Annotated in this window: 25 protein-coding genes and 1 pseudogene; 11 read left to right on the forward strand and 15 right to left on the reverse strand. The window is 42.3% G+C overall.

Annotated features, from left to right (window positions below; translation table 11 throughout):
• Positions 1-48: 48 nt before the first annotated feature.
• Genes chrA through HWQ43_RS29870 form a run of 3 tightly spaced genes read right to left on the reverse strand, consistent with a single transcriptional unit; the run spans position 49 to position 1,926 of the window.
• Positions 49-1,284, reverse strand: a complete 1,236-nt coding sequence (gene chrA, locus HWQ43_RS29860; protein WP_292740390.1) for a chromate efflux transporter — start codon at positions 1,282-1,284, stop codon at positions 49-51.
• On the reverse strand, positions 1,281-1,721 hold the full coding sequence (locus tag HWQ43_RS29865; RefSeq protein WP_292740392.1) for a sulfur transferase domain-containing protein: 441 nt from the start codon (positions 1,719-1,721) through the stop codon (positions 1,281-1,283). Before HWQ43_RS29865 ends, chrA begins: the two co-directional genes overlap by 4 nt.
• A 58-nt stretch (positions 1,722-1,779) precedes the next feature.
• Positions 1,780-1,926 (reverse strand): hypothetical protein, encoded by a 147-nt coding sequence (locus tag HWQ43_RS29870; protein ID WP_292740394.1) that lies wholly within the window; start codon positions 1,924-1,926, stop codon positions 1,780-1,782.
• Positions 1,927-2,331: 405 nt separating this feature from the next.
• On the opposite strand from HWQ43_RS29870, the gene HWQ43_RS29875 reads away from it, so the two are divergent.
• On the forward strand, positions 2,332-2,898 hold the full coding sequence (locus HWQ43_RS29875; RefSeq protein ID WP_292740396.1) for a GNAT family N-acetyltransferase: 567 nt from the start codon (positions 2,332-2,334) through the stop codon (positions 2,896-2,898).
• Between the two features lie 383 nt (positions 2,899-3,281).
• Here the strand turns inward: HWQ43_RS29875 and HWQ43_RS29880 are convergent, their stop codons facing one another.
• Together HWQ43_RS29880 and HWQ43_RS29885 are read right to left on the reverse strand one after the other, a co-directional pair.
• On the reverse strand, positions 3,282-3,743 hold the full coding sequence (locus tag HWQ43_RS29880; protein ID WP_292740398.1) for a hypothetical protein: 462 nt from the start codon (positions 3,741-3,743) through the stop codon (positions 3,282-3,284).
• Positions 3,744-3,759: 16 nt separating this feature from the next.
• Complete coding sequence (locus tag HWQ43_RS29885; RefSeq protein ID WP_292740399.1) at positions 3,760-4,653, reverse strand: sigma-70 family RNA polymerase sigma factor; 894 nt, start codon at positions 4,651-4,653, stop codon at positions 3,760-3,762.
• A gap of 120 nt (positions 4,654-4,773) precedes the next feature.
• On the opposite strand from HWQ43_RS29885, the gene HWQ43_RS29890 reads away from it, so the two are divergent.
• From HWQ43_RS29890 to HWQ43_RS29900, 3 genes are all read left to right on the forward strand, one after another.
• The gene (locus HWQ43_RS29890) at positions 4,774-5,133 is read left to right on the forward strand and encodes a YciI family protein (RefSeq protein WP_292740401.1); all 360 of its coding nucleotides are present in this window, start codon (positions 4,774-4,776) and stop codon (positions 5,131-5,133) included.
• Positions 5,134-5,167: 34 nt separating this feature from the next.
• Positions 5,168-5,611, forward strand: a complete 444-nt coding sequence (locus HWQ43_RS29895) for a nuclear transport factor 2 family protein (protein WP_292740403.1) — start codon at positions 5,168-5,170, stop codon at positions 5,609-5,611.
• A gap of 109 nt (positions 5,612-5,720) precedes the next feature.
• The gene (locus tag HWQ43_RS29900; RefSeq protein ID WP_292740405.1) at positions 5,721-5,927 is read left to right on the forward strand and encodes a hypothetical protein; all 207 of its coding nucleotides are present in this window, start codon (positions 5,721-5,723) and stop codon (positions 5,925-5,927) included.
• Between the two features lie 98 nt (positions 5,928-6,025).
• On the opposite strand, the gene HWQ43_RS29905 is transcribed toward HWQ43_RS29900, so the two are convergent.
• The 5 genes from HWQ43_RS29905 to HWQ43_RS29925 form a co-directional block, all read right to left on the reverse strand.
• The gene (locus HWQ43_RS29905; RefSeq protein WP_292740407.1) at positions 6,026-6,466 is read right to left on the reverse strand and encodes a hypothetical protein; all 441 of its coding nucleotides are present in this window, start codon (positions 6,464-6,466) and stop codon (positions 6,026-6,028) included.
• 83 nt (positions 6,467-6,549) lie between these two features.
• Positions 6,550-7,404: a DUF72 domain-containing protein gene (locus HWQ43_RS29910; RefSeq protein ID WP_292740409.1), complete on the reverse strand. Its 855-nt coding sequence runs from the start codon at positions 7,402-7,404 to the stop codon at positions 6,550-6,552.
• 94 nt (positions 7,405-7,498) lie between these two features.
• Entirely contained in the window at positions 7,499-7,789 is a 291-nt protein-coding gene (locus HWQ43_RS29915; RefSeq protein WP_292740411.1) for a hypothetical protein, read from the reverse strand.
• 199 nt (positions 7,790-7,988) lie between these two features.
• Positions 7,989-8,636 carry a pentapeptide repeat-containing protein gene (locus HWQ43_RS29920; protein ID WP_292740413.1) on the reverse strand — a complete coding sequence of 216 codons (648 nt, stop codon included), beginning with the start codon at positions 8,634-8,636 and terminating at the stop codon, positions 7,989-7,991.
• A gap of 183 nt (positions 8,637-8,819) precedes the next feature.
• Positions 8,820-9,314 (reverse strand): hypothetical protein, encoded by a 495-nt coding sequence (locus HWQ43_RS29925; protein WP_094347731.1) that lies wholly within the window; start codon positions 9,312-9,314, stop codon positions 8,820-8,822.
• 778 nt (positions 9,315-10,092) lie between these two features.
• On the opposite strand from HWQ43_RS29925, the gene aroF reads away from it, so the two are divergent.
• Together aroF and HWQ43_RS29935 are read left to right on the forward strand one after the other, a co-directional pair.
• Complete coding sequence (gene aroF, locus HWQ43_RS29930) at positions 10,093-10,962, forward strand: 3-deoxy-7-phosphoheptulonate synthase (RefSeq protein ID WP_292740415.1); 870 nt, start codon at positions 10,093-10,095, stop codon at positions 10,960-10,962.
• Positions 10,963-11,330: 368 nt separating this feature from the next.
• Positions 11,331-11,633, forward strand: coding sequence for a hypothetical protein (locus tag HWQ43_RS29935; RefSeq protein WP_292740417.1), 303 nt, complete (start codon positions 11,331-11,333; stop codon positions 11,631-11,633).
• 92 nt (positions 11,634-11,725) lie between these two features.
• On the opposite strand, the gene HWQ43_RS29940 is transcribed toward HWQ43_RS29935, so the two are convergent.
• From HWQ43_RS29940 to HWQ43_RS29960, 4 genes and pseudogenes are all read right to left on the reverse strand, one after another.
• On the reverse strand, positions 11,726-12,334 hold the full coding sequence (locus HWQ43_RS29940) for a sterol desaturase family protein (protein WP_292740419.1): 609 nt from the start codon (positions 12,332-12,334) through the stop codon (positions 11,726-11,728).
• Positions 12,318-12,554 (reverse strand): hypothetical protein, encoded by a 237-nt coding sequence (locus HWQ43_RS29945; RefSeq protein ID WP_292740421.1) that lies wholly within the window; start codon positions 12,552-12,554, stop codon positions 12,318-12,320. The genes HWQ43_RS29940 and HWQ43_RS29945 overlap by 17 nt, the downstream gene beginning before the upstream one ends.
• An 816-nt stretch (positions 12,555-13,370) precedes the next feature.
• A complete protein-coding gene (locus HWQ43_RS29950; RefSeq protein WP_292740423.1) occupies positions 13,371-13,757 on the reverse strand; it encodes a response regulator in 387 nt (128 codons plus the stop codon).
• Positions 13,729-16,745, reverse strand: a pseudogene (locus HWQ43_RS29960) (response regulator). The gene HWQ43_RS29950 and the pseudogene HWQ43_RS29960 overlap by 29 nt, the downstream one beginning before the upstream one ends.
• A 544-nt stretch (positions 16,746-17,289) precedes the next feature.
• Between HWQ43_RS29960 and HWQ43_RS29965 the strand changes: the two are divergent.
• The gene (locus HWQ43_RS29965; RefSeq protein ID WP_292740427.1) at positions 17,290-17,694 is read left to right on the forward strand and encodes an NIL domain-containing protein; all 405 of its coding nucleotides are present in this window, start codon (positions 17,290-17,292) and stop codon (positions 17,692-17,694) included.
• A gap of 23 nt (positions 17,695-17,717) precedes the next feature.
• Here the strand turns inward: HWQ43_RS29965 and HWQ43_RS29970 are convergent, their stop codons facing one another.
• On the reverse strand, positions 17,718-18,785 hold the full coding sequence (locus HWQ43_RS29970) for a DUF3616 domain-containing protein (protein WP_292740428.1): 1,068 nt from the start codon (positions 18,783-18,785) through the stop codon (positions 17,718-17,720).
• A 291-nt stretch (positions 18,786-19,076) separates the two neighbouring features.
• On the opposite strand from HWQ43_RS29970, the gene HWQ43_RS29975 reads away from it, so the two are divergent.
• The 4 genes from HWQ43_RS29975 to HWQ43_RS29990 all read left to right on the forward strand — a co-directional run bounded on the left by HWQ43_RS29975 (position 19,077) and on the right by HWQ43_RS29990 (position 22,788).
• A complete protein-coding gene (locus HWQ43_RS29975) occupies positions 19,077-20,060 on the forward strand; it encodes a CHAD domain-containing protein (RefSeq protein ID WP_292740430.1) in 984 nt (327 codons plus the stop codon).
• 796 nt (positions 20,061-20,856) lie between these two features.
• Complete coding sequence (locus tag HWQ43_RS29980; RefSeq protein ID WP_292740432.1) at positions 20,857-21,366, forward strand: hypothetical protein; 510 nt, start codon at positions 20,857-20,859, stop codon at positions 21,364-21,366.
• 138 nt (positions 21,367-21,504) lie between these two features.
• Positions 21,505-21,960: a hypothetical protein gene (locus HWQ43_RS29985; protein WP_292740434.1), complete on the forward strand. Its 456-nt coding sequence runs from the start codon at positions 21,505-21,507 to the stop codon at positions 21,958-21,960.
• A gap of 81 nt (positions 21,961-22,041) precedes the next feature.
• A complete protein-coding gene (locus HWQ43_RS29990; RefSeq protein WP_292740436.1) occupies positions 22,042-22,788 on the forward strand; it encodes a fimbria/pilus periplasmic chaperone in 747 nt (248 codons plus the stop codon).
• The last annotated feature ends 69 nt before the right edge of the window (positions 22,789-22,857 follow it).

The raw sequence follows: 22,857 nt of genomic DNA on the forward strand, positions 1-22,857 counted from the left end.
GTATAAAGTCAAGCTAACATCTGCTAGTAATCTAAAATACTTGCAATTTCATCGAGTGTAGCCCAAGAGTGAAGCACCCCATCCAATGAAGGCGCTACCAAAGACTAGCCATGCAGCATTGATGCGAAAGTGAATGGCTAAAATGGCTGAGACGATCGCGATCGCTAAACCGAGAAAATCTATAAATGGGGCTTGTGGTAATGTTAAAGTCGCTGCCCCCAGTTGCAGAGTAGTCACAACCATTAGCGCTACAGCACTAACATTCACAGCATCCAAAAATGCTCTAGTCCAAGAAGAGGCTCGTAAGCGTGGGATTAGGGGATTCAGGGCAGCAACGAAAACAAAAGAAGGTAGAAAAATTCCAATGGTGGCAACAATTGCGCCAGGTATGCCAGCAATGAGATAACCGATAAACGTAGCGGTGGAAAGTACTGGCCCAGGGGTAAATTGACCAATTGCGATCGCATCTAATAACTGCTGTTGTGTCAGCCAGCCGTATTCTTGAACTAATCCCCCTTGCAGAAAAGCCACCAAAAGGTAGCCACCACCAAACAAGACACTACCGACTTTCAGAAAAAACCAACCCAACTGCCATAGAGAAACGTTGGCTACAGTCGATGCAGTAGCTGTCGATGCAGTAGCTACAGATGCCGCAAGTACAGCTGATGCTTTCAAAGTTGCACCTGTGCTGAGACTAGCAATCAGAAAGTTGGCTTTATCTCCTGGTTTGTCGTGTTTATCGCCAGAATGTAACCAAACCATACCCAGCAATCCCCCAATTAATAGGGCAATTACTTCATTTAATTTCAATAACAATGTTAGTAATGCCACAGCGAAAGCAATTACTACTAATTGGCGAGTTTTCACAGCCTTTTTGGCCAACCCCCACAGGGCATTCATGATGATTGCTAAAACAGCCGGTTTAATGCCATAAAGTAAAGGAGCAATTTGGGGTAGAGTACCGTAGGCAACATAAACCCAAGCAAACCCACCAGTAATTAGAACCGCAGGTAAGACGAAACAAACGCCTGACACAATCAGCCCCAGCCATCCTGCATAGATGTATCCTATGTGGATAGCCATTTCTGTGGAATTGGGCCCAGGAATTAGGTTAGTTGCACCCAGCAAATCTAGAAAATGCTCCCTTGTCAACCATTGACGACGTTTAACCACTTCATCTTCAATCATGGCAATATGGGCAACCGGGCCTCCAAAGCCGATGACGCCCAGTTTAAAAAACAGGCTGGTGAGTTCACCCAAACGACTTGGTGCTGAGTTAGTCATTTTTGCTTGGCAATATACTTTTCAAGTAGGAATTGCTTGAGGTGGGGTTGTTCTAAATTTAAACCAAGCTCTTGAGCTTTCTGACTAATTTCCTCATAAGTCAGACCTTCACTAATAGCATTGGCAATCAAGGCGATACCACCAGCCCTTGCTCCAGCAGCACAGTGAATTAAAATTGGTTTGGGTAAGTTCTCAATCTCCTGAATTGCTAACTCTGTTTGCTCTTGATTTGCTTCTGAAGGCTTTAATGGCACATTAGCATATTGCAGTCCAGCCGCTTGAGCTTGCTGCTGTTCGTCACTGAGAAAACCTGCTTCATCAGGAGAACGCAGGTTCAGCACTGACTTAAATCCCTCTTGGGCTGCCTGTTTTAACTCTTCAGAAGTTAGTTGTCCAGCAGCGCTCAAGTCGTCACTAACTTTTTTAGTGTTGCTCATAATCTTTAAAAACACTATTCCGATAGCTTTATAGTAGTTTATTCTGTAGACTATTTATTTATAGAGCAATTTTCGTAGGATGCTTTCGCCTAAAATGCAAATGCCTTGACCGAGGTAAAGAATACTGACGCAAAGCAGCTTCTATTTCTTGAATGACATGAAAATCACGGTTTTCTCGCAGCATCAATTTTCCCAGTCTTGCCATCAGTCTTTCAGCACTAGCACTACTGTATAAATAATTGATCGCTTCAACGAAATAATCAGACTCAAAAGGCTGCGATTGCTCGGCTTAAATTTAAAAAGCCCTGATAAAAGTTCAGGGCTTTGATTTATATGCAGTTTATTAAATGCCAGCCTAAAATTTTTGCTAGCGCTTTTCTATAGAATTAATCATCCCTGAATCGCTTGCTGAAAGATAGCGGAGAACTACCCCTTTTCTACCTGGGTATCTATTTAATAAAGTCTTTAGATTTGTATATATTTCCACTCTGCGATGGCGTACCCGCCCGCCGTAGGCGATCGCTTCTTGGTAAAATTCCCCTATCCTTTGGTATTTGGTTACACCACGGTAAATATGAATAGGTAAGTGCTAACTAACCTGAGTAAAGCTATGAACTATAACGTACCACCTCCGATGAGGATAAATCTCCGCCCTGCTACCTTTGCTGATTTGGATCTGCTGCGACATTGGGATGAGCAACCTCATGTGGTAGAATCCGATCCTAACGATGACTGGGGCTGGGAGACAGAACTTGACCGCGCTCCTGAATGGAGAGAGCAATTGATTGCTGAAATTGATGGTCGCCCCATCGGATTTATTCAGATCATCGATCCGGCACGTGAGGATAGTCACTACTGGGGTGATGTTCCGGCGAATCTTCGCGCTATTGATATCTGGATTGGGGAAGAGAGTGATTTGGGCAAAGGCAATGGAACCCAAATGATGCAGCTTGCACTTGCTCGATGTTTTGCTGACCCGCAAGTGATAGCTGTACTTGTCGATCCACTTGCTGGCAATACCCGCGTCCACCGCTTTTATGAACGTTTTGGTTTCCAAATTGTCGAGTCTCGACAATTTGGTGACGATGACTGCTTCGTTTATCGTATGAACCGAGTAGATTGGCATCATGAAGGTGTCATATCAATTCAAAATTCAAAATTCAAAATTCAAAATTAAGAAAGTGAGAATTAGCATAGGTTTTATGGTTTGCATCTGTATCATAATTTTTTGTGAATTGGTGTCACGGCAGCAGGTTGATACGGTTTCAATACTGTTCGGTTAAGCATTTTTAACTTGGAATTGGGCTTTGGGAAAAGGTTACTGGGTTTGGGTTAAAGGCTTTTCCCTTTTACCTTTCCCCTTTCCCCTTAACCGAAGTTTAATCAGTAACTGAACATAATCAAGGTAATCAATAATTCTTCGCGTGTCCGGTGATAAGCTGTTAAGCATTTAATCATTGAGATCGCAGGGGGGCAGGGGGCAGGGAGCAAGGGAGAGGGTTTGCAGCTTTTATTACCATGAAAATGATGCAATTTAAATGACGATTAGCTTACTGGACATTAGGGCTGAACTTCGCGCAGCCGACGCTCCAGAAAGCGGCGTTCGCTGTCATTTGTAACCAGCATGAGCGCGATCGCGTAGCTCTCTGCGGCTGACGCTGAGGCTCCGATGCGGCGCAGCATCTCGGCACGGGTGGCGTGAAATAGATGATAGTCATTAAGTTGGGAAGCAAGCCCATCAATGAGTTCGAGGGCCGTCTGAGGACTCTCTATCATTGAGATCGCCACCGCCCGATTCAGGGACACAATCGGCGAGGGCTGCAAGCGTTCGAGTAAATCATAGAGGCGGACAATTTGTAACCAGTCCGTTTCTTCTGCTTGTGCTGCCTGACAATGTAGTGCCGCGATCGCTGCTTGTACTCCAAACGGGCCAGTTCCACCCCGCAGTGACTCCTCAACAAGCGGTAGCGCCTCAGCAATCTGCTGTTGGTTCCAGCGACGACGATCCTGATCTTCAAGCAACACCAGATCGCCCGCCTCATCCAAACGGGCATCGCGCCGGGAGTCGTGCAGCAACATCAGCGCCAAGAGTGCAGTCTACTTCTGAGGGCGGTTGCGGTGCCATCAACGTCCTCACGAGGCGACCCAGCCGAATCGCCTCTGTGCAGAGGTCAGCCCTCACCATCGTCTCGCCCCTAGTCGTCGCGTAGCCCTCATTGAAAATCAGATAGATCGCCGTCAGCACTGAATCTACCCGCACAGACAGATCGTTTGTGTCCGGCACTTTATAGGGAATACCTGCATCCCGAATCTTGCGCTTGGCGCGTACCAGTCGTTGCGCCATCGTTGCAGTGGGTACGAGAAACGCCCGCGCAATTTCATCTGTCTCAAGTCCGCCCAGCAGCCGCAGTGTCAAAGCAACCTGCGCCTCGATCGCCAGTGCTGGGTGGCAGCAAGTAAAGATCAGCCGCAGCCGATCGTCTGGAATTTCGTCTGTGTCGTAAGTTGGCTCCTCGCGGGTTGGGATTAACCCGGAGGCGGCGTACCATTCCAATTTTTCCGTTAGGCGTGTCCGCCGTCGGAGGCGATCGATGGCTTTGTATCGGGCTGTTTTGACGATCCACGCACGGGGAAGATCGGGCACGCCGCTGGACTGCCATTGATTCACGGCGGCTATAAAGGCTTCCTGTACCGCTTCTTCAGCCACATCGAAATCCCCCACTAACCGGATGAGGATGGCGACGATCCGCCCCCATTCAGCCCGATAAAGGGAGGCGATCGCTTGTTTTACGTCTGTTTTTGCGTTTGGGATCATACCTGAATTGAAGGGGGCAGGGGGCAGGAGGCAGTTTTTCTCTTTTCCTCGATAAAAATTTTTGGCGAGGTGTCGATTTGAGTTAGCACCATTCGACTTACTAACAAAGGGAAACAAGGGAGGTATACCCAGATCGTACTAAAGGATAAAAATTTTTGGCGGGGTGTCGATTTGAGTCAGCACTGTTCGACTTACTAACAAAGGGAAGTAAAAACGGGAAATAAAGGAGGCAACCCCATGAAATATTTGCTGCTGATTTACCTGGAGGAAAATGCCCTGAGCCAAACCGAGCGGGAACATTGTTATGTAGAATCCGCGCAACTGGCACAACACCTCAATTCGAAGGGGCAGTATCTCGCGACCGCCCCACTCCACCCTGTCGCAACTGCAACCAGCGTTCGGGTACGCGACGGCAAACCGCTAGTAACTGACGGGCCGTTTGCAGAAACCCGCGAACAATTGGGCGGTTTTTTTCTGATTAATGCTCAGGATCTCGACGAAGCGATCGCGATCGCCGCGAGGATTCCAGGCGCGCGCGTTGGCACTGTTGAAATTCGACCTGTGATTGAAGTTGCAGGTTTGCCAGAGAATTCGTAACTGCACCAACATCAACCCAAAAGGAGAGATGACAATGACAACTAAAAGCACGATCGCAACTAACGAAGTTCAGATTCGCCAACTAATTGCCGAGCAACAACGTGCTATCTGCGCCAAGGATGTTGAGCAAATCATGTCCCACTACGCCACCGAGGTCATCGTCTTCGATGTTAAACCTCCTTTCCAAACCCAAGGAAAAGATGCTTGGGGTCAAGTGTGGTCAGAATGTTTGCCTTACTTCCCCGACACCTTTGAGATTGAAACACGAGACCTGAAGATTACCGTCAGTGAAGACTTAGCGGTTGCACATTGGCTATTTCGCTTCACAGGAACCCAAGACCATCCGGCAATGCAGACGTGGATGCGCATCACCGCTGTCTGCCAGAAAAATCAAGGCGAATGGCAGATAGTACACGAACACCTCTCGGTTCCATTTGATCCAGAGACCTCTCAAGCTGTATTCACGTTAAACCCATAGCCCAATCTACTGAGCCAAGGCAATGAAACTCAATCCTTATCTCATGTTCAACGGCAACTGTGAGGCAGCGTTCAAGTTCTATGAACACTGTCTTGGCGGCAAAATTGTCATGATGCTCACGCACGGAGATGCGCCCTCAGCCGAGCATATACCTGCCGGATGGCATGACAAAATCATGCACGTCTGCCTCGATCTGGGCGATCGCCTGTTGATGGGGTCTGACAGTCCGCCTGGATATTTTGAAACACCCCAAGGCTTCTACGGCCACATTTGGGAAATTATCTACATGGAGCCAAGCGCCATAAATCAAGGTTGATTGCAGACATTTAAATAATGCTGCAAAGCAAAATTCCAAATTACAGCTATTTTCAAGTAAATAGCTGTAATACACAAATGCAAATACTCCTACCTGCTTCAAATCACTCTTTGCCGCAGATGTCGCCCACCAAAGCCTTGCTTAATCCAATTCAGACATTCATATTCAGATTTGAATAACTTTGGAGCTGCAATATTATTCAATAACTCTGGTGGGTAATGGTCATAAAAATATTTGTCTCCTTCTTGAAAGATGATAATCAAATTGTTTCGATAAACATAGCGAGACTTAAAACTATCCCCCCGATGAACAAACTCGGAATTTTGATCGATATGCTCTTTAGCAATATCAATGATGTTACTAACGTCACTTCCATAGATTTCTGCTGGATTTTCTGCTTTGTGAAATTTGCTTCTGTGCCCAATTTCAGATAGCATTTTATACGAATAAATTTCGTAATTATCCGCCTTGCCAAAAATAAATGGAATGATGAGATATCCTTTATATGAGACTGATTTTTCATAAAGAAGACGACTCATCTCAACCTCCTTTGGTGGAACTACTCTGAAAAATTTTTCTTTAACAGAAAAGTATTACAACCCCAATTATCTACTAAATACGATCACCATAAACTGAGTTGATTAGGGGGATGCTCAAGGTTATTCCAAGGTAGGGGTGGAACTGGTGTACCACTCTGTTCCAATAGCTGTTGGAAGTGACGGGCTGTACTGGGCGATCGCGCTTCTGTTGGACAATGGACAAAGAAATAAATTCGCACTCCCATCTGTAACCATTGCTGAATCTGCCTCACCCACTCTTCCATAAATGGCTGATTCACTGATAAATTCGGATGAGAAATAAACCGAATCAGAGTAAAAGGTGCTGTCACACTCAATTGCAGCGGCAATTTAGGTTTGCGCCGTTCCGATTGCAACTGGGGGTCATCATCTCCAGTGTAAATGGGACGTGAATCTAACAGTACCCGTCCGACACCTAACTTTTCTAAAAGCGCTGTCAAATTACTAGCATGGGGTTCCTTGAACCAGTCGGGATGCCGAACTTCCACTGCTAGAGATGTTTCTGTATGCGGCCAAGCTTCTAGAAAGTTGGTCAAATCGTCAAGTAATGCAGGTGCATAACTAGGTGGTAACTGAGCAAAAATTGGGCCAAGATGCTTACCCAATGGGCGCATCCCCTCCAGAAATTTTAAAGCAGCTGGTATATAAGGTTTTAGCAACCCTTGATGGGTAATATCTCGCGGTAATTTTAGACAGAATTCAAACCCTGCTGGTGTTTCAGCAGCCCAACGGGTTACAGTTTCTTGGTTAGGCACGGCATAAAAGGTAGTGTTACCTTCTACAGTGCTGAAGCGACGACTGTAGAGATGGAGAAAATCAGCAGTGCGAGTACCTTGGGGATAGAGTTCGCCTACCCAACCTTTATATGCCCAAACAGCACAACCGATAAAAAAGTTCACAATGCCTAAAAGCCTTGATGTATATATTCAATTTTACACGTAGGTTGTAGTGATGGATAAAGCTAGGTCAGATTCCCGACTTGTGAAAAAAAAATCACAGATTTTTTATCAAAATGCTTGATTGCTTTCTCATTTCAGTAGATTTAGCAAGCAAAAAGGCACATTGCTTTCTGAAAATGCTTGATTGCTTTCTCATTTCGGTAGATTCAGCAAGCAAAAAGGCATATTGCTTTCTGAAAATGCTTGATTGCTTTCTCATTTCAGTAGATTCAGCAAGCAAAAAGGCATATTGCTTTCTGAAAATGCTTGATTGCCTTCTCATTTCGGTAGATTCAGCAAGCAAAAAGGCATATTGCTTTCTCTTTTCAGTAGATCGCGTATTCATTTTAATGTTCTAGGCAAGCAAACAGGTATATAGCAGTTTTCAATCGCATTGCATAGAAGTCATTTATGCACCAATACGTTTTAGTTAAAGGTTATTGGTGTGAATATATTGGTTTTTTAAGACGCGATAAATCGCGTCTCTACATGAGCGATAAATCGCATCTTTACATGAGGGTTTTGGTGTTATGGCACAACCTAACTTATTGATAAATTGAACCATCAGGCATAATTGCCCCTGCTAAGTTAGTACCAACTAATTTAACTAGAAGACGCTCACCAGAACGAATCCGCGCTCCCGTCAAGTCGGCTCCTCGCAAGTCGGCACCACTGAGATCCGCTCCAATCAAATTAGCAGCGCGTAAATTCGCCTCTCTAAGATCGGCTAAAAGTAGATTTGCCCTAAATAAATTTGCTTCAGATAAATTTGCACCTCTAAGGTTGACTTTGTGCATAAAAGTATCGCTGAGATTAGCACCGCTCAAATTGGCATAACTCAGATTTCTGCCAGATAAGTCTTTATTGCTCAAATTTGCTCGACTGTAGTCTTTGCCACTCAAGTCTGAGTTTTGCTTTGGTGGTCGCTGGGTTGTTTGAGATGGTTTTTCCTGTTGAGGTGGCGGTGAGTTAAATGTAGTTTGAGGTTTGGTTTTTAAAGAGCGCAACTTTTCACGAGCTTCATTTATAGCTTTCAGCTTGTCTTGGGCTTTTTGCTGTAAACGGAGATTGTCTTTGGGAATGCGATCGGGATGCCAAACAAAGACTAAATCTTTGTAAGCCTGGTTCACTTCTTCAAGTGTTGCTCCAGGCTCTAATTCCAAAACTCTATAGTACCGCTCCAGATCGCTCATACGATATTTTGGTGGACAATCAACTTAATTATGAGTGATGGAGTGATTTATACGCTGCATCATTTGTTATGGATTATGGGGCTTTGGGAAAGAGGAAGGCAGGGGCAGGGGGCAGGAGGCAGGGAGCAGGGGGCAGGGGGCAGAAGTTTTTTAATTTTTAATTTTTAATTTTTAATTGATTTCTCATCTCCCCATCTCTCCATTTCTCCATCGAGCGATCGCTCGAAAATATGCTGCAACTGGAATTTGATAGACTTCAATATAAATCCAAACAATAATTGATAAATGTGATAAGAAGGTTAATATTGTCCAAATATATGGCATCCAGGTAATGGGTTCCTTCAGATTAGCAGGAAAATAGTAAGCTACTATGCCAATTAGAGTAGTGGGAAGAATTATAAAAACTGCTGCTGCTAATCCATAACCCCAACCTAATTCCACACCTTCCAACTGGCCTTCTGTCCAACTAAACCCATTCCAACGCCAAGTTAAAGGTGGTTGCCTAGAAGGCATCTTGATTTGCTGTTGTTCTAAGTTGACTGTAAAAATCTCTTGGCAAAAATCACAAGCCATAGCTTCCATCAATGGCATGTGAGAAATCTTACCTATTCGACAGACTGGGCAGGGGTAAGCTCCATAATAGTCGAAAGATTGGGTTAAGATTTTGGAACTGGGCATAATGAGACTGATGATCCTAAAAAATTGATCTGGTCAATGAGGACTTGGGTAATAATGTATGGCGGTTGTCAATTCCCTGCAATAAGCTTTCGTAAGATGAAGTCACGAGAATTATATATTTTAACTTCTCAATCCTGGCTTTTTCTTCTGAGGTTATATAACTATTGTGATGTCTAATGACCAGCCGCTTTTTTCGTCTACGCAAATAAGCAACTAGTACAATCAGAACAGGGCGTGATTTTGAATTGTGCAAAGCGTTATTAGTCTTAATCCCCAGAGTTGTACTGAGTCTATCGCTTTTTTATAGTTTGTGCAGGTATTGACAAAGCATACTCTTGCTGCTAATGTTAATCTACATAGGTATATTTATTAAGCTTTCCAGCAAAAAACCCGCAAATGCTTAACACAAATTCCTACTTTTATTTTTGGTATAGGGTGGTTCACCGGGAGTGAATTAAGTTTCCTAATGGAAACCGCCCGGTGAACCGCAGAACAAATTCTGCGGTTTTTGTTTTTTTAAGGAGAATTTCATTGTCATGACTTTTTTCATTAGCTGGTTTTATGGCTTTTATTTTTGGCCCAGAATAAATTCCGGGTAAATAGCGTCATGCCAATGAATCAGAACGCGCCCGGAACTTTTAAAGGTTTCGGGCTTTTTTGTTGTTATCGGAGACTGGGAAAGAAGCAAGGGAGAAGAATTTTCCCCTCTGCCTCCTGCACCCCGTCCCTCTGCCTCTTTTCAATTCCCAATACTTAATTTTTCAAGAGAATAGAAACCATGATTAATGCCAAACTTGCTGCACAAGCCCATCTCAACCACCAGACAATTGTTAAAATCTCGGAAGAAGTTGCTTTCGGTGGTGAAAAACTGGTAATTATCGGCGGACCTTGCACTGTTGAAAGCTTAGAACAAATGGAGATAGTCGCCCAAAAGCTATCTACTGCATCAGTACAGGGGTTGCGTGGCGGTGTCTACAAACCCCGCACATCTCCCTACGCTTTCCAGGGTATGGGAGAGTCAGGATTAGAGATTTTAGCCAGGGTGCGATCGCATTACAATATGCCAGTTGTTACGGAGGTAATGTCAATTTCTCAAATTGAAGTAGTCGCCGCCCACGCTGATATGCTTCAAGTTGGTAGCCGCAATATGCAAAACTTTGACTTGCTCAAAGCTTTAGGACAAGCTGGTAAACCAATATTGCTCAAACGTGGTTTAGCAGCAACTATTGAAGAATTTGTGATGGCTGCTGAATATATTCTTTGCCACGGGAATCCTGATGTGGTGTTGTGCGAAAGAGGTATTCGCAGTTTCGATGATTACACTCGTAATGTCCTAGATTTAGGGGCAGTGGCAGCACTCAAGCAAATAACTCACTTGCCTGTAATTGTAGATCCTTCCCATGCTGTCGGGAAACGGGAGTTGGTAGCACCTGTGGCTAGGGCTGCGATCGCTTGCGGTGCAGATGGATTAATTATTGAATGTCACCCAGAACCAGAAAAGTCTGTTTCTGATGCCCGTCAAGCACTTTCTTTAGAAGATATGGTGCATTTAGTTAATAGTTTAAAGCCTGTAGCTACAGCCGTTGGGCGCAGTATATCAGATGTCGGGGCGGGTTTGAAACCTGCCCCGATTTTTTTGGCTGCTTAAATTTCACCAAAGGGCGATCGCTTCAATGTCTCAGCCAAAAGATTTATTTTGGGTTGGCGACAAACAGCGATCGCTTTCGTAAAATAAACTTGTTACTTCAGCTATTCCATTTGCTCTCAAACGTATTTTTGCAACACAATCTTCTATATATAAATTTAATTTATCGTTTTAACAAACAAGACTATTTGATTTTATTCTAAAAGTCGTTTTATCCTGACATCAGTTAGATATTTTAACTTTTACTCTATTGCCTAAAGAAGTTTTAGTAATACCGAACTTTTAACTTTGAGAACCCAAAGAAGGACAATAACTAAATGCTAGAGCAGCAGATTGATTCCCCCATCAGGCCTAAGACAAGTGCGATGATTATGAAACTTTTTCAAATCACTCTAGTGGTCTTAGTACTTTTGATCAACTTAGCAGTTGCTTTCCCCTCTTGGGCAGAAAGTACGCTTGCTTTAACTAGCAATCCTAACAACTTTCAAGTTGGGCAAAAAGTGATTTGGCTTTACAAGCCCCGCGCAGATTCTAGCGATGTCCAAAGAATTCCTGCCGAAATAGTCAAGTTAAGTTCTAAGCAAGTGCAAATCAAGGTTTACAAACATAACAACGAATTTGTCAATCGTTGGGTGAATCCAAACAAGCTTGAAAATTCGACAAAAATTAAATAGTCAGTAGTCATTTGTCCTTTGTCATTTGTGATTACAAAGGACAAATGACAGCCAACATAAAAATATTTCACAACTGATTTAGGACTGCTATATTAAAACTCCCTTGTCTGGGTTTCGTTTTCATAATTAGGATCTTCAGTCCCAAGCAGTTTGTCCCAGAACGTAAAATACAAACCGTAGTGTACTTTATACTTGCGATGATGTATGGAATGATGCATAGAACCAATAAGCCACCTTCCAATCCAGTAACTTTTAGATGAGGAAGGAAATAGCTCAAATCCGAGATGGGTAAACACTGCCCATACTGTCATAGTTATCAGTGCAGCAACTAAGGTGACGAAATGTAGCGGCACTATGAAGCTTACAACTACAAAGAAAAGTGCTTGTACCATCGCTTCTGGGAAGTCGAAGGCAGAGGAACTCCAGGGCGTTGGTTCACCTGAACGGTGATGTCCATAATGCATCCATCTAAAAATTAGAGGGTGGTGAAACATCCGATGGATAAAATAAAAGTAAGTATCCTGAAGAATTAGCACTGCAATAAAGCTAACTATTAAATACCACAGTCCGTATTTCCAGATGTCAGCGTATAGCAGGGTTGCTCCCAAGTTATACTCTGAGATCATAAACGCTCCAGAAATAGCAAAAACTACTGTGGAGATTACTGATAATTCAATATCCTTTTTAATGGAACAACTCATCAACGGTTTCAAACGCAAACTCTTGTTGGCGAGAGACTTCCCCAGAATTAAATAAAAGAGCAAGTATGCTCCACCAGCAATCAGAAAGTATCGGGCAAGAGTGATAGCGAAGAAGAAAAAGCAATAATACCAAAATGAGTGGTTCGTCAATTAGACCCATCCGTAATATTAATTCGGTGAAATGAAAATGCTGATTATGTCCAATTGTTTTGGTCTTCATTACCAAAAATAACCAAATTACGATTTAATTTGTTAATCGACAAAATCCACTGCTTATTTTACAACATCAAGTAGTTCAGCAAATATATATTAAATTTTATTAATAAAAGTTAGACTAATTCTATTGCATATATAAATATAAATTATTACTATTCATAAAAAAACATTATTGGTAAACTTAAATTGTAGTAAATAGCTAATTTTGCAACTAAGTTAAAATTTATTTAAGTCGTTCGTTTATATTATGTATTTCAACAACAATTGAATTGATTTTAACCCATTGTGTTCTTTAATACTTAAGAGGATGTCTGAAAAGTTTTTTTGTATACATCTAAACCTTGGAGATCCCCCTAAATCCCCCGATAAATTGGGGGACTTTAAGACTCTTGTTCCCCCTTTTTTAAGGCTACGGTGTATACACAAGTCTGAAATAGTTTACTCACCTGGTTTTTATCGTCAGTTTTACCCCACCCTAACCCTCCCCTTGCAAAGGGGAGGGAACTAGATTTTCTTGTTTCCCCCCTTTGGGGGGATTAAGGGGGGTAATTTGACTTGTGTGTACACGGTAGCCTTATAAAGGGGAAGGGACTAGATTTCTTGTTTTCCCCCTTGGAAAGGGGGAAAATATCCGGTTCTCCCCCTTGGAAAGGGGGAGTTAGAGGGGGTGAAAATGACTTGTGTGTACACCGTAGCTTTTTTAAGGAGGTTAGGGGGAATCAAGAAATATTTGATACTTCTCAGACATCCTCTAAAAAAACCTTTAAATCATTTTTCTCTACATCTACTTTTTATAAATTAATTTGCTATAGATTTTGTTCTACTTTTCTAAACTCCAACCCAAGGCTACGGCTACTTCAGTAGCTAATTCTAGAGGATTGAATGGTTTAGCGATCGCACTAATCATTCCCATCTGATTATAGCGGCGGCGATCGTAAGCCTGGATTTTGGCAGTTAACAAAATTACTGGAATCGCTTTGGTTAATGGATTGGCTTGTAACTTTTCAAATGTAGTGATGCCATCCATCTCTGGCATCATTACATCTAGTAAAATTGCATCTGGTTGGTAAGTCTCAGCTTTAATTATGCCTTCTTGACCAGAACTCGCAGTCAGTACTTTCCAGCCTGCGACTGTTTCCAAGCAAATCTTGGCAACTTCTTGAATATATTGCTCGTTATCAACCACTAGAATTTGCTTTGTTGTCATCACTGCTATCCTCTTGTTGGTTCAGGGAAATTCCCTGAAGTAACTTCATCAACCGTTGTTCAAATTCCTTGGTAGTCACACGCCCTTTGCTCAACAATTCTGTATCTGGACTTAGTTGGCTATTTGTGGTTGGCTCATAACTACTATGCATTAAGGGAATGTTGGAAGAGTCTTCTAAATCGGTATTTTGGAAAGCCCTAAATAATGGCAGAGTGACGTAAAAAGTGCTACCTTCACCCAATGCACTTTCAGCCCAGATGCGTCCGCCGTGTTGTTGCATAATACTCTTGCAAATTGCCAAACCTAAACCAGTCCCATCATGGTTGCGTGAATCTGAAGAGTCAACTTGTTGAAAGCGCTCAAAGATACTCTCAAGTTTGTCTGTTGGGATCCGCGTCCGGTATCTTTGACTGTCAACAAAACTTCATTCCCTTGTTGTTGCGCCTCCAACCAAACCGTAGATCCAGGAGAGGAGAATTTAATGGCGTTACTCACTAGATTAGTCAATGTTTGGACAATGCGATCGCAATCTGCCAATACTTGGACAGATAGAGCAGAAACAGATACTTTCACACCTGCTTTGTCAGCCAGAGGCTGCATGACATTTACTGCTTGAACGATCAAATCAACGATATTGCAGATTTCTGGTTCCATCTTCGCCTTACCCGACTCAATCCGCTCAATGTCTAGGATGTCGTTGATTAAACGTACTAGGCGTTCGCTGCTATCAGTCGCAATTTGCAGTAAGCGTTTTCCCTGCTCTGAGTCTGTCGGTAGCAAACCACTGGCTAGCATTCCTAGAGAGCCGTGAATCGAAGTTAAAGGTGTGCGGAGTTCATGACTAACAACAGAGACAAATTCATCTTTCATGCGTTCAATTTGTTTCCGTTCTGTGATATCTCGTAAAATCACCGTATAAAATATTTCCTCAGCCATCTCTATTTTGGAGATGGAAGCCTCCGCTGGAAATTCAGTACCATCCTTGCGGCGTCCATAGATTTCACGCCGTTCTCCCATCCGACGGGCAACATTGGGAGATTGGCCAAAGTCAACCACATGTTGACGATGCGCTTGAAAAAAGCGCTGCGGTAAGAGTAAATCAAGGCTATGTCCAATCACTTCCTGGGCAGAGTAGCCGAAAATTTTCTCTGCTCCTTGATTAAACAAAGTGATGCTTTGGAACCCGTTAATAGAAATAATTGCATCATCAGCAATATCTAAAATTCGTGCAAATCGGGCTTGAGAGAACCGTAATTCTCCCTGTGTCCGTTGACGTTCATCAAGTTGTGACTGCAATTGTTGATTCACCCGAATTAACTCAGCAGTACGCTCTGCTACTCTCAATTCCAGTTCGTTGATAGCTTGTAAATTGAGAGATGAGGGAATCAAGGAAGAATTTACTTCCCTATCTCCCCTTGCTCCCCCTGCTCCCCCTGCTTCCCCTGCTTCCCCTGCCCCTCTGATCCCCTGCGTCACACGCTGCCGCAATTTCATCCGTTCTAAGCGATTGACGATCCGGGTTACTAGTTCTGGCCCGACAATGGGCTTACTTACAAAATCATCAGCACCAATGCTAAAAACTCGATTTACCATTTCAGCATCGCTATGCACAGTGAGAAATAGAATGGGTAACTCACACCAGTGCGAATCGTTGCGTACTAATTGGCAAAGTTCTATACCATTTGTATAAGGTAATTCCACATCCAGAATCAGCATATCTGGCGTAACTACTTCCAAGGTTTCCCAGAACTGACGCGGATCTTCAAGAGCGATCGCTTTTAGTCCCCAAGGACTAAGTAAGGTTTGTAAAAATGCCTGAATTTGCGGATCATCATCCACAACCAATATTTTAGTTTCTGTATGGAGGTCATTGTGCAGTGGTTGTGTGACTGTTTCTAAAACCTGTGGGGTTGGTGATGAAGATATTGCCACAGCTTCGTTTCCGTCAATTTCCCGACGCAATAACTTTACCCAACTTTCGAGGTTGCTAATTTCAGATTGACTCAGGATTTGACCAGAACTCAGTAACAATTCGATATTGCGTGCCAATTTTGAGCCAACAGGCAAGCCAAAAGTACCTAAAGATCCCGCCAAGGTATGCGCCTCTTTGGCTGCAAGCGATCGCAAATCAAGATTTAAACTATTGTGATTTAAAGTTGCGATCGCCTCCTCCAGAAGCCTCACCTGCTCGTCTACCCGCCCTTGAAATCGTTGCCAAATTTCCGCAACTGCGATTAATGTTTGCTGCTGTGATTTAAGATTGGGAACCAAAGATTTTTCACGCTCTAATTCTCCCCTGCCCTTCTCCTCCTCTGCCAATGGTTTCAGCCGATAGCCAATACCGTAAACTGTTTCAACCAAATCACTAGGCGCTCCTACAGCTTTGAGTTTGTGTCGTAACCCTTTGATATGGGTGCGAACAGCTTCTTCTTGTGGAGTGTCTTCATAACACCAAAGATGTTCTAAAATCATGCCGCAGCTAAACACCCGGCGAATATTTCGCAAGAATAGTTCTAACAGAGCATACTCTTTGGGAGTAAGTGGCAGCAGATTTCCAGCATAGATCGCTTCACAGCTACTAGGGTCTAGCCGCAACTTCCCATACTCCAGCACAGGTTGCGAGCTTACGCCTTTGCGACGCAACAGTGCCCTAACACGAGCAATTAACTCTTCTGCGTTAAAGGGTTTAACTACGTAGTCATCTGCACCTGCATCTAATCCGATCGCTTTCTCATGACTACTATCGCACCCTGTCAATAACAATATTGGCATTTGCAGACCACTAGACCGGATTTGACGACAAAGACTAATGCCATCCAGTTTGGGCAACACTACATCTAGAAGGATTAAATCATAATCGTAAGTTTGAATAAAATTCCAAGCAGTATCTCCATCAGTGGCAACTTCAACCGCATAGTTTTGGTTAGTTAAAACGGTGGTAAGTGAGTATGCATTTAACTCATCATCTTCGACAACTAAAATTTTCATGTTAAAAGCTTTCCAAGTTAAAATGGATATCACAGATAACAAGCAATCAATTTAAATTATAAAATTGATATAATATCAATTCAATGCTGAGTTTTAAAGCTCCAAAAGGCTTATATTTGCGGTTCATACTCATTAATCAATATCAATATCGATTGATATTAATTGGATTTTTATAGCTACCTTCTCAGGAGCAAATGCTATAGTGGAAAGAAACATTTTGCAGACGTTAGCTTTATACTACCTTACTTACAAGTTTTTCTAATACAGAGAGGCTCATCTCCCGAACTTTTTCAAGAAGCCGGGGATCTTTTTGTTCGTAACTCCTGTACTAATTGCTATAGTTTAACGCCATAACACGAAATCCCTGATCTTGTAGGGGTGTACAGCTGATTTATGTGTTGTAAAGATTTTTAGAAATGGTGCTATGTATGTTGAGGTAGGAGCAGTGTTTTTCTCTTACCTTGCTCGTTCGTGCAACTTCCCATAAAAAAGGACTGATAAAACTCTCAATACGCTACAACAGAAAAAACCTTCTGCTAAATCTGTGAAAAAACGAGTAACACTCACCTTCCCGAAACGCGCCGTGCAAATGCCAGTCACTTACGTACTGGCTAAAGAGTTCAACGTCGCCGCCAATATTATCCGCGCCCAAGTTGCCCCAAATCAAATTGGCAAACTGGTAGTGGAATTATCGGGAGACATCGATCAATTAGATGCGGCGATCGAGTGGATGCGATCGCGTCATGTTAATGTTTCTTCGACATTAGGCGAAATTGCGATCGACGAGGATGTATGTGTCCACTGTGGCTTGTGTACTGGGGTTTGTCCTACCGAAGCCCTCACCCTCCAGCCAGAGACGTACAAGTTGACATTCACGCGATCGCGCTGTATTGTCTGCGAACAGTGTATCCCCACTTGTCCCGTACAAGCAATCTCTACTAACATTTAACAATCTAAAATCCAAAATTGAAGTTAACCCAACTTAAACACATCCGCAAGTACACCACCATCACCCACCAGCCTACTTTTTGCTGGAGAGTCATAAACTACCAATAGCGAAGGTATACCAACTACATCCTGAAACAGCGTCATTCCCTCAGCGTGTTCTTCCCGATTTCCATAAGGAATATCTTGGACAAAATCGGGATTGCTGAAGACATTTTCTCGCAAATTTACACCATTTACCCAGCGATAAACTTGCACGGGGCCATCTAAATCCATCGTTGGCCCGGCTAAAATCAACAAATCTTTATCATCTACATACAAATCCCGAATTCCCAAACCATTCAACCAGATAAAATGCTTTTTATATAACTCCTGCAATTCTCCAATTTGCTTTAGTTTCATCAGTCCAGGAGTAGAATCTTCTAACTCTATTTCCAGCACCATAGCCCAACCCCGCAATACAGGCCCGCGCAAACCCAGAAAGACGCGGTTTTGATAAATGCCTATTCCTTCAATATCAAAGCCATTATCCTTTCCGGGAATTGCTGCTTGAATAAATAAGCCTAAATGGTTGTCATTGGCTAAAGCTGTCATTAGCAAATTCCCCTGATTAGTCACCTCTAATTTAGCGGCATTCAATTGCACATCTGGCTTTTGGGGGTGTGGACAAGATGAGAACAGCTTTCCGTCTATTAGAGGAATCCGTCCTAAGAGGTAACGGTTAGGTTCTGATTCAATTTTTCCGAGCCTTTTAAAGTTTTTGGCATCTGTATTTTCAGGTTTAAATTTTTTGCGTTTGTAGCTGTGAGAACCAACAAACCATAAGTAATGTTCACTGTAAGCCAGTCCTTCTATATCGATTTCTTTATCTTCTGGTGCAGGCAAATCGATAAATTCTGCTACTCTAAATTGTTGATGCTCTGTAAAATTATCAGGATCAACCAAAGAGAGACGCTCAATAGTAGAGGTTTCATCTGACCCTAACCATAAATACTTCTGATGTGTTAGCAGCACTGCTGATAAGTCTTTTCTATGTTCTTTAAAAAAATCTATAAAAGTCAATAAAACTTGATTTACCAAATGTAAACTTGTCATTTTAAATTATGTTTATATTTATAAATATATTATCTATCCTATCATAATATATGATTTCCTTATCGTAAAATATTTATTTCAAAACTATCTATAGTTCATATAAAATTGACGGATGAGATGCTTATAAACCTTTGACAGATATTGCATATTTATAAAATAGGGTGCAACTATCAATAGTCATAAGCATACCTGAGAATCTTGATGACATAAAAAATATCAAAAGTATATGTAAATTTTTAAATAATATTGTTATTATGCAATAGCCTCATGAGGTAATCATTCAGACCCATTATGAAATTAGCTACACAAACTACAGTAAAAACTCTCGGTGACTACGCCTACCAAGCGATTGAAAAACACTTTAAGAAAACCTTGAAGTGGGAAAAATCGGTGAAGAAAGATGAAGATCCAGAAGCGTTGCACCAAATGCGAGTGGGAATGCGCCGCCTACGCACAGCGGTAACTCGGTTTGGGCTAGCGGTGGATGTGCCGAAACCAGTCAGCGATAAAAATATTGGTAAAATAGCCCGTCGTCTTGGTAATCTGCGAGATTTAGACGTACTCAAAGAAAGTTTGGAAAACAATTACAAACCAAACTTACCCCGCAAAGAGCAGGAATCTCTGCAAACAGCTTTTACAGCTTTGGCGAAACAACGTGAAGATGTACAATCAAGTGTACAGAAAACATTAAACGATGAATCTTACAAGTCTTTAAAAGATGCATTGGATAACTGGTTAGAGAAACCTAGTTATCAACCTTTGGCATCTGTTTCTATTCAGCAAGTGCTACCAGACTTACTTTTACCCGAAGTGAGTAACTTCTTATTGCATCCGGGTTGGCTCATTGGCACTGAAATTGTAGAATCAGAAGTGAAGATCCAGAAAAACTGGAAACCGAAAAAGATCGAAAAACAATTGACAACCGAAGGTGAAAGTCTTCATAGTTTGCGAAAAGAAGCTAAACGTATACGCTACCAGATGGAGTTGTTTACTGACTTATATGGCGAATCTTACGCAGCTTATATTACAGAAGTGAAAAGTATCCAAGAAATTTTGGGTACGATGCAAGATAGTGCCGTTTTAACTGACTGGCTTGCAGATGTATACAAGTCAGAAATTCAGACAGAGTTGCCCACCTTTGCTAATTTGTTAACTGAAAATCGTTACCAGTCGTGGCAGCAATGGCAACCTTTGCAAGAACGGTATCTGAAAACTGAAACTAGACATAGTTTTCATTTAACAATACTGCACCCGCTTTCAGGAGTAATCAGTTAAAAGTTACTCTTGATTGAGAAAGGATTGGACTAACGAACAGATAAATAAAAAATAAACACTGCTCTGGGGAATTCGTACAATACGGGTCTTTTGGGCGGAAGCCAAACCGGAAAATAGTCTAATAGTGCTTTCTAGTATTGCTCCCCGCTCAATTTGTCCGGGGAGCATCTTGGCTGAAAAAGCCCCAGGTGCTTATAACCAATCCTGCTCTAACAGAGCCATAAAAAAACTGTAGGAAGATTTCCAGTCCTTTATTCATCCTCCACTAAAAGCACTGACTCTGTATCGTATAAATGGAAATTAGCCGATTTTTGGCTCTATTTGGGAATGTTTTGGTTTGAGGGCAATACTGAAGTTGGATGCTGAAATCTCAAAACCCTTGTATTTGAGATTTTGCATTACAAAACTTTATAACGTGGGTAATTTTGCACGTATTTCGTTATTGTTCCATTGCTACTCGCGCGCGTCTAACACATCGCCTCGCATTAAGCTTAGTATCTAAAAACACTAAATATTACTTAGTAATTAATATTGCTTAAAAACAAAAAATTGAGCATAAACACTGATGAGAATTTGTAAAAAAACTCATATTCTTGCACTTAAGAGGAGAAAAAACCTAAGTTTTAAGTTGTGAAAAGAATATTAGCTCAAGTGAATAATAAAGATGAATATTCTACTGCTTTAGAGCAAAAAAGTAGTTTATGTAAATCTTATTAATCATAGGTAAAAACTAAGATAACCTCACTACTCAACTAAAGTTTTGCTCTAATCCAATCGTTTTTTGGACTAAATTACAATGTCTACTAAACTAATTCGTCGTGCGCTAATTGCTTCTGGTCTATTTATTGGTGCAGCAGTAGCTTTCTCTCCAACCGCCTTTGCAGATACTGTAGATATAGGGGGTACAGTAACTTCGACACTTGCTATTACAACAACGGCTGTTACAGGAGTTGATACTGATCTAGACTTAGGCGGTAATGATACTACTCCTACTGCACATATCGTTCAGGTGGCTGACTTGGGGATCACTACTAACAACGAGCAGGGTTATACCTTAACTGTTAGCTCTGGGAATTTAACCAAGACTGGTGGAACTTCCATTGCCTATCAAGTTACTACAGTTGCTGATGGGGCAAGTGCTCCTGTAGCAGGAGGTTTCACTGTTGCCTCTGGTACCGACTACACAGTTAGTACCACAGCAGCCGGGGCTGTAGCGAAAGATTTGTACATAAAATACACTCCAGCACAGCTTCAAGACCCAGGTGATTATATTGCACAGATTACTCTAAACGTTGCAGATAGATAAAACCTAACAAGCCCAAGCATGGAAGCTGTAGATTCAGAGGATGGTAATGTTAGGGCAGCTCCTTTATAGTTGCCCTAAACTCAGTTATTTAGCTTCACCTGATTACATTAGCTTATCGGTTACGAAGGGGTTACTTCGATGAAACCTTTATACTGGCAAATTGTACCCTCTCTCTTACTTGTCCTTTTAGGGGTACAACCTGCATTTAGCTTACCCACTATATCAACGATGAGAAGTGTTGTCAATAATCTAACGTTAGATGGTCAGGGTAGCGCCAGTACCCATATCGTCAAGGTAGCTGATCTTGAACTCTCAACTACCGACCCTGATGGATTTACCCTAACCATCAGTTCTCAAAGTTTGACCAAAAGTGGTGGTGAAACACCTATTCCTTTTCAAATAACCACAGTTGCTACTGGCTCTGCATCTCCATCTGCTTCAGATTTCTCGGTTTCCCCTGGTAACAACTACACCATTTCTACCACTTCCGCTGGTTCATCCTTAAAAGAGATGTACATTAAATACACTCCAGCAGCCCTTCAAGATCCAGGTGCGTATAACACATCAATTTCTTTGATTGTTACAGATAACTAATCCAGCTAACAGCTTCAAATATCTGCCCAGCTACTTTAAGCGAGCTGGGCATTTTCACTACAATTACAGGAGATTAACATCATGAGGTTTTCTTTCAGACGCATTCTGCTGCCTTTCTTCCTTGTCCTTTTAGGAGTCCAACCTGCCTTTGCCTTCAAGCTACTCCCCATCTCGCGGACATTTACACCCATTGGTTCAGGTGCAACTCAGTCTTATCAAGTTGTCAACGATAGTAATGAGCGGTTGGCGGTACAAGTTTCTATAGTTCAGCGCCAAATAGACTTGACAGGCAAAGAGAACTATAAACCAGCCGATGAAGATTTTCTAGTTTATCCACCCCAAATATTACTAGAACCTCAAAAGACTCAAACGGTGCGCGTTACCTGGTTAGGAGATCCACAGCCAACAAAAGAACTGGCTTATCGGATTATTGCCGAGCAATTGCCAATCGACCTAGAAAAACCCCAAGCTAATCAGACAAAACCAGTTGGTACAGTTAAGGTTTTACTTCGCTATCTAGGCTCACTCTATATCCGTCCAGCAAACGTACAGCCAGATGTGGTATTAGAAGGTGCAGAACTTCAAAAGGGAACGAATAGTGCTAACGAGCTAGCAATTAGCTTGAATAACCGGGGAACTGCTCGCGCAGTATTGAAAAATTTGAAATTGCACTTGACTGGGCAAGGAAAGACCGTCGATCTCCAGCCGGAACAGCTTAAGGAAATAAACAACGCAGTCATTCTCGCTGGTAACAAGCGCCGTTTTGTTATGCCCTGGCCAAATAACCTGCCAGTGGGTGCAGTCACAGCAAAATTTGAGTCTGAATAAAACCGTTAACACTCCAATACCTCTGCCAAATTACGAGGGTTCAACGCCCGTAGAAACGGGATGAATGCG

This window comes from Nostoc sp. JL31, assembly GCF_017114965.1.
Classification (GTDB): domain Bacteria; phylum Cyanobacteriota; class Cyanobacteriia; order Cyanobacteriales; family Nostocaceae; genus Nostoc; species Nostoc punctiforme_A.

Coding starts and splice junctions, on each gene's coding strand:
- HWQ43_RS29900 (WP_292740405.1), top strand. CDS start 5,721: ATGATGCTCACGCACGGAGATGCGCCCTCAGCCGAGCATATACCTGCC.
- HWQ43_RS29985 (WP_292740434.1), top strand. CDS start 21,505: ATGAAACCTTTATACTGGCAAATTGTACCCTCTCTCTTACTTGTCCTT.
- HWQ43_RS29915 (WP_292740411.1), bottom strand. CDS start 7,789: ATGAATACGCGATCTACTGAAAAGAGAAAGCAATATGCCTTTTTGCTT.
- HWQ43_RS29925 (WP_094347731.1), bottom strand. CDS start 9,314: ATGCCCAGTTCCAAAATCTTAACCCAATCTTTCGACTATTATGGAGCT.
- HWQ43_RS29905 (WP_292740407.1), bottom strand. CDS start 6,466: ATGAGTCGTCTTCTTTATGAAAAATCAGTCTCATATAAAGGATATCTC.
- HWQ43_RS29950 (WP_292740423.1), bottom strand. CDS start 13,757: ATGACAACAAAGCAAATTCTAGTGGTTGATAACGAGCAATATATTCAA.
- HWQ43_RS29875 (WP_292740396.1), top strand. CDS start 2,332: ATGAACTATAACGTACCACCTCCGATGAGGATAAATCTCCGCCCTGCT.
- HWQ43_RS29990 (WP_292740436.1), top strand. CDS start 22,042: ATGAGGTTTTCTTTCAGACGCATTCTGCTGCCTTTCTTCCTTGTCCTT.
- HWQ43_RS29865 (WP_292740392.1), bottom strand. CDS start 1,721: ATGAGCAACACTAAAAAAGTTAGTGACGACTTGAGCGCTGCTGGACAA.
- aroF (WP_292740415.1), top strand. CDS start 10,093: ATGATTAATGCCAAACTTGCTGCACAAGCCCATCTCAACCACCAGACA.
- HWQ43_RS29980 (WP_292740432.1), top strand. CDS start 20,857: ATGTCTACTAAACTAATTCGTCGTGCGCTAATTGCTTCTGGTCTATTT.
- HWQ43_RS29890 (WP_292740401.1), top strand. CDS start 4,774: ATGAAATATTTGCTGCTGATTTACCTGGAGGAAAATGCCCTGAGCCAA.
- HWQ43_RS29940 (WP_292740419.1), bottom strand. CDS start 12,334: ATGAGTTGTTCCATTAAAAAGGATATTGAATTATCAGTAATCTCCACA.
- chrA (WP_292740390.1), bottom strand. CDS start 1,284: ATGACTAACTCAGCACCAAGTCGTTTGGGTGAACTCACCAGCCTGTTT.
- HWQ43_RS29975 (WP_292740430.1), top strand. CDS start 19,077: ATGAAATTAGCTACACAAACTACAGTAAAAACTCTCGGTGACTACGCC.
- HWQ43_RS29970 (WP_292740428.1), bottom strand. CDS start 18,785: ATGACAAGTTTACATTTGGTAAATCAAGTTTTATTGACTTTTATAGAT.
- HWQ43_RS29920 (WP_292740413.1), bottom strand. CDS start 8,636: ATGAGCGATCTGGAGCGGTACTATAGAGTTTTGGAATTAGAGCCTGGA.
- HWQ43_RS29870 (WP_292740394.1), bottom strand. CDS start 1,926: ATGGCAAGACTGGGAAAATTGATGCTGCGAGAAAACCGTGATTTTCAT.
- HWQ43_RS29935 (WP_292740417.1), top strand. CDS start 11,331: ATGAAACTTTTTCAAATCACTCTAGTGGTCTTAGTACTTTTGATCAAC.
- HWQ43_RS29945 (WP_292740421.1), bottom strand. CDS start 12,554: ATGAAGACCAAAACAATTGGACATAATCAGCATTTTCATTTCACCGAA.
- HWQ43_RS29895 (WP_292740403.1), top strand. CDS start 5,168: ATGACAACTAAAAGCACGATCGCAACTAACGAAGTTCAGATTCGCCAA.